Origin of the sequence: Streptomyces sp. P17 (assembly GCF_032436805.1) — a bacterium.
Classification (GTDB): domain Bacteria; phylum Actinomycetota; class Actinomycetes; order Streptomycetales; family Streptomycetaceae; genus Streptomyces.
The window spans coordinates 1-335 of sequence record NZ_JAVRBF010000495.1; the positions used below are offsets into that span (position 1 = coordinate 1).

Genomic DNA, 335 nt, shown 5'->3' on the forward strand with positions numbered 1-335 from the left:
CGAAATTATCGAGGGTATTGAGATCGGCAAACTGGTCCGGACGGATTGTGGCATTTGTAAGCATCACACTCTGTGCACCAACGACCTCAGGACGACCCAAACCACCACTGACCAGGACATCTTCGGCATTTGCACGAATCGACCACGTGTAGATATCTTCCAAGGCAATAGGCGCCGTCGCAACGTCAAAGTCACCTGCCAATACCGCCTCGACCAGTGCCAGCGTGTCGCGGAAATCGGCGTCGGTCTCCCCCGGAAAGCCGACAATGAAATCCGAGGTCAGCATGATGTCAGGCCGCGCCGCGCGGATGCGCCCGATCAGCGCCAGATACTCG

1 pseudogene is annotated in these 335 nt (G+C 57.3%); it reads right to left on the minus strand.

Annotated features, from left to right (window positions below):
- Nucleotides 1-335, minus strand: a pseudogene (locus RMT89_RS41860) (hypothetical protein); the annotation flags it as partial.